Here is a 5138-nt window from a genome sequence, read left to right on the forward strand (position 1 = left end):
CTTGTATAGTTTATTCCAAAAAGCTTCTTCTTTTTCAGCATTAAAATCAGTAGTCTTTACGGTAAAATAATTTGCATCATAATATTCTTCTAACAAATGTTCATTTGTAAATAGGTTATTATGAATACTACTAATATTAGTGGTAATTGTAAAAACAGCGGCTACCCCTGCTATAAATTTTAACGAATAAATTAAAAAATCCACTCCTCTTTTGTGTGTTGCATTTGCGAATGCCTTTCTAATATCAAAAAAGCAAAAAGAACAATATGGAATAGTGGAAAGAATAATTCCAATGGAATATAAAATTGTGACGAGTCTATTCTCATATGCTCCCGATATATAATTTGACAGCAATATTTTTGCAACAATAAATAATGCAATGTCAAAAGTTACATCGAATAAAGCAGCCTTAAATGCTATGAAACCAGCACTTTCTCCTAAGGAAACTCGTACAACAACCTCTTTTTTTCGCCTAACCACTTCAATTACATTTAGAACAATCATCAATGCAATAATCATACCCCATATAATAAAAATCATGTCCTTTTCCGTAGAATTCCAATATTCTGGATAAGTTAAGCTATATTTTTCTGATAATTTCTGATATGCAGAGATAATATTGTCCTCATTTCCTATGTATGAGATAAAGTTTTCATAACCCACAGAGGTACTTTGCAATTCTGAGAGATTATGAAATTTTACTTTCGTAATTCCGGAAACTAAAGCGGTATATTCTGATTCTTCTATGTTTGCAGTATTTTTTAATGTTTGTCTGATTACTTTATCATCGCCATAAATATGAAGTGTTGAAAGGTATTTATTATTGATTTCATTGTACTGAGAAAAAATATGTACATCATTCTCCGTTGCAGTTTCTGATACATCTTTCAGAAACTGCGACATATCTTCACTAGCAACTTCATAGCGTGATGACGTAAAATATGCTGTAGAAAAGTTCCAAAGCTGATCTTGAAATATTTCAGATTGCATAAGTATTCCAAAAATCAGGAAACAAAACAAACATAAGTTTTTAATTGCTTTCATTTATTTCAACCCCAGATTCCATACTTTATTTGCTTTTTCAAATATCGTAGTCAATATTGTGCTATTTTCATCAACAATCCATTGATCTTCTTGATCTTCAGCTTTTTTGCTACTTGACAACATAATTTGAGTATTCAAATCCTTATAGTCATTAAATAGCACGCCTTGACTTATTCCTTGGTGAAATGGTTTTATCCAAATAATTAGTGCATATCGAACATCTGACTCAGCTATCGCAAGATTTCCATTCCAAAGCAAATAATCAGGGACAGACACACTATACTGGAATCCATCTTTATCTGTGTAAATTTTTACTCCAGATTCTTCTATTTCAGGGAAGTCTTTCTGAAATTCGTTATATGGTTTATAACTCCCGAAGTACCAAAATAAATTATAGCAACAGAACAAAATAACCAAAACAATTCCTATATATTTTATTTTTTTCTTCATTTATATACACTCCACAAAAAAGAGTGGTTGGAATTCCAACCACTCAGCCATTATCCCGAACCTTTGTTTAGTAGCTATTACCGTAGGTAATACTATTTCCTTTATGAGCAACCTCAATTTTAGACCAATTACCTTTACCAACATTTGAACCCGAAAAAGAACCATTTCCATTCTTGACATATGCGTAATGATCTTTAGTTGAATGATATGCGTGTGCATAATCTTCATTAATAGCAAGAGTATTATAACCATAAGTCAAAACACCTTTTCCGCCATCAGATGTAGTGCTCAATTCCCACTTTTTATCAAATGTCTTATTCCCGTTTGTAACAGAAAATGCCATTACTGGAATTGATGAAGAAATTAACATTGCACTAATAGCTACCCCTACAATCACTTTCTTTGCTCTCATAAGTTTTACCTACTTTGATCTGCTGTATTTCTATTTATATTTTATCAAATATTTTGTATCTAGTCAATCAGTATCTTGACTTATATAGCGTCGAATTGTAAGATATATTCCTTGTAAAATTAACCAAAAGAACAACAGATTTATTGATAATGCTTTTTTAATTACTTCTCCAAAATAAATGATGACAGCCGCACTTGTCAGTATCATCAGTAGGGTAATAACATCCCAACAGTTTTTCTTATATAATTCTATAACCTTTATTTCTATCAGTATTGCCAGTATCCCTGTCCCTGCCACACATATTCCAACAACCAATATCATCAATAACCAATATATGATTCCGGCTATAATCTCATTTGGAATTTTTGTGCTGATTTGTGCCACAGATTGCCCGGCATCAATCGTCCAACCGATAAAAGTTTGTATGAATGATGCTGCATCATGGAAGAATGATTTGCAATCGGAAAGGAACACATCTGACTGTACTGCCTGAAAAAGAGTGGTTGTCAGCGAATACCATGCAAGAAGGAACAAGGTTGTTTGGAACATTACCGTTTTTGCTTTATATTGTCCTGCAAGTTGCTCTTTTTGTGTTTCGTATCTTGCTTTTGCATTCTGATAGGCTGTCCGGTCACAGGCTTCGCATTTTTTATAGAGTACCGGCTTTTCTACCGGTATCTCTACGATTTTCTGATGTGTCCGGGCATAATCCCGTTGTTGTGTTAAGCATCGTATTTTATCTTGACATTCCTCTATCGTGACGTTTGCGCTTCGCAGCTTCTCTTTCTCGCTCCGCAATGCTCTGTCTGCCAGCTTCAAGTCGTTCTTTAATGCTTGAATATTCCCGGCTCTGTTCTCTTTGTTTAATTTCTCGTTCAAGGTCAGAGATTCGTTGAGCTGCGTCTTCAGTTCCACGATAAGCTGGTCTTTCTGTTCCAACTCTTCTTGTATCTCCTCGGTCAAGAGCAGAAGTTCTTCCAACTGTTCGGCGTTCTTTAATTCTCTGGATTCGTTCATCTATATCACGTCCTTTCTCTACCTGCTGTTCCAGTTCAGCAATTCGGTGTTCTGTTTCAGTAATAAACTGTTTTCGCTGTTCAGCTTCTGTGCCAATATCTGCCATTGCTGATTTTCGTTTTCCAAAAGTTCTATCTTCGTTTTCTGTTCTTCCATCTTGGAAAGTAGTTCCTCGGTATTTGGCAAAATGTTGAGCAGCTCGGATAACTCGCTGTTTAATTTTTGCAATTTCTGATTCTGTTCCTGCATAAGAGAGAGTTGGGTGTCCCGGTTCTGCATTTCCAGAAGCATTTCTGCCATTAAGGTCTGCTGTTCTTCGATTTGCCCAATCATGGACTCCATTAAGGGTATAATTTCCCGGCTTTCTTCTAATGTCATTTAATCGCTCCTTCCATAATGATAATGCACCTGATACTTTCCCAAAGGTGTCCAGTATCTTTTGCAATAACGTGTTTTGTTGTTTTATGATTTGATTTTCCGCTACTTTCCACGAACCTTTTATTTCCTGCCCGGCAAGAAACTTTTGTTCAATCTTTCTTGCGTCAGCACCTTCATGGATGGTAGGAATCTGGAGTTTTCCCTGCTTTTCGTAAGAACGGTGATCGACCTGATTATGCAAAGGCAGATGTTCATTACACACCTTTGCCCACTCGCTCCGCCACAGTTCACAGTTTTTTGGATTGTTCCATCCCGTAGCATCGGTCAGTACCCGTTTCCATTGCAGGCGGTTTCTTGCACCAATCTTCTGGATTCCGTTTTCATCTAATACAGGGATACGGATTCCATGACGGTCAGGGTTTTTCTTATCCTGCCACCAGTTCGGATGGGATTCATCAATCACGATATTTCCGCTTTTATCTCTGACAAAATCCCAATCTTTGACTTCTTTCTTCCCCCAAGAATGATCCGGGTTAAAAGGGCGCATTGTCAGAAGCAGATGGACATGAGGATTGCCATCCCCTTTGTCGTGGATACTCCAATCAGCACACATTCCCTTATCCACAAATGTTTTTTTGATATAGTCGGCTGTATATTGAATCTGTTCCTGTCTGCTCCATTCTTTGGGGAGGGCAAATTCAAATGACCTGCCAAGTTGGGCATCTGCACTTTTTTCAATCTTCAATACCTCATTCCATAACCGTTGTTTCTGAAATGTGATTTTAAATTTTTCTAAAGCAGCTTCTTTATCTTCTGACCTTTTGTATCGGACAGATTTTTGAAAGCGTTTTATATTTTCTTCTGGTACTATCTGCCATTCAGGAGGTGCGTTTTCGCACATCATCAGACTGGTGTAGACCACTTCTTTTTTAGAAGTGTAATAACTGATTCGCCCGGTTTCCTCGTTTTTCATCACATCCCCATTGAGATATGCGGAAGCGGAGATAACAGATTTCCCTTTACTTCGTCCGACTATTTTGATTGTGTAATGAAAAATCGCCATGTCTGGATTCCCCCTTTCTGCACATCCGGCATAGATTTCCGGCAACATTGCTTTCAGTTTTAGAAAAAGCAGTATTGCCGGAACGCCCTCTGCGTAAGAGTGCCCTGCGCATAGCAGCCTGCATGGAATGCGCCCCTCTGGCGAAGAGTGCCTCCTGCGGCATGAGCAGGTCTGGCTGAAAGCCCCGCCGACGGAACGAGCCCGGCAAGCGTGAGCGAAGACCGGTTGCCACTTGTGGCAAACTTATTGGGACGACCTCTGGTTGTCCATAAGTGCGCCCTTCATGAAAAAGCAATGAAGGGAATGAAAAACTCATCCCCCCCCGCCATTACACTTCCTCCATATCGGTATGTGTTTCTTTCTGCATTGCCTTTGAAAAAAATTTCCCATTGGCTTCCTGCTTTTTCAGAAAACCAATCAGCTTTGGGATGTCCTCTTCCTCGATAGGCGCACCGAGAACGGATTCCACCGCACCGCCAACCTGACAGAGCCTATGGGTTCGTTTTTTACTTTCTTCGGCTTTCTTTCGTTTCAGAAGTTCTTTCTTCTGTGCTGCATATCGTTTTGCTTTTTCAAGGCTTTCCTGTTCCTTCTTTTCCATTTCAAGCATTCGTTCTTCATAACTTTTTGTTGATTTTGCCATGATTACATTCCCCTTTCTTTTACAAACATAAGTTCTCGGTTGCGTATCAGAAGAAGCACATGGTATAATCTTCTTGCGTGTAGGTATATCATGGCTTCGGTCTGATAGAACCTTTGGCGGTTTCTTTGGAA

At 38.2% G+C, this 5138-nt stretch carries 5 protein-coding genes and 1 pseudogene; all 6 read right to left on the bottom strand.

Translation table 11 applies throughout. From position 1 onward, the window contains the following. Positions 1–1044: pseudogene (locus DXB52_RS14690) on the bottom strand (DUF1430 domain-containing protein); the annotation flags it as partial. After that, positions 1045–1494: a hypothetical protein gene (locus tag DXB52_RS14695; RefSeq protein ID WP_004843525.1), complete on the bottom strand. Its 450-nt coding sequence runs from the start codon at positions 1492–1494 to the stop codon at positions 1045–1047. A gap of 67 nt (positions 1495–1561) precedes the next feature. Beyond that, a complete protein-coding gene (gene mdcF / locus DXB52_RS14700; protein ID WP_005608346.1) occupies positions 1562–1906 on the bottom strand; it encodes a broad-spectrum bacteriocin mediterrocin MdcF in 345 nt (114 codons plus the stop codon). A gap of 63 nt (positions 1907–1969) precedes the next feature. Further along, positions 1970–2704: a DUF6040 family protein gene (locus DXB52_RS14705; protein ID WP_005608347.1), complete on the bottom strand. Its 735-nt coding sequence runs from the start codon at positions 2702–2704 to the stop codon at positions 1970–1972. Next, positions 2643–4364 carry a MobA/MobL family protein gene (locus tag DXB52_RS14710; protein WP_040893156.1) on the bottom strand — a complete coding sequence of 574 codons (1722 nt, stop codon included), beginning with the start codon at positions 4362–4364 and terminating at the stop codon, positions 2643–2645. The genes DXB52_RS14705 and DXB52_RS14710 overlap by 62 nt, the downstream gene beginning before the upstream one ends. Before the next feature lie 328 nt (positions 4365–4692). Then, on the bottom strand, positions 4693–5138 hold a 446-nt coding region (locus tag DXB52_RS14720), incomplete at its 5' end, for a hypothetical protein (RefSeq protein WP_472520423.1).

This window comes from Ruminococcus sp. OM04-4AA (assembly GCF_003462585.1).
Classification (GTDB): Bacteria; Bacillota; Clostridia; order Lachnospirales; family Lachnospiraceae; genus Mediterraneibacter; species Mediterraneibacter faecis.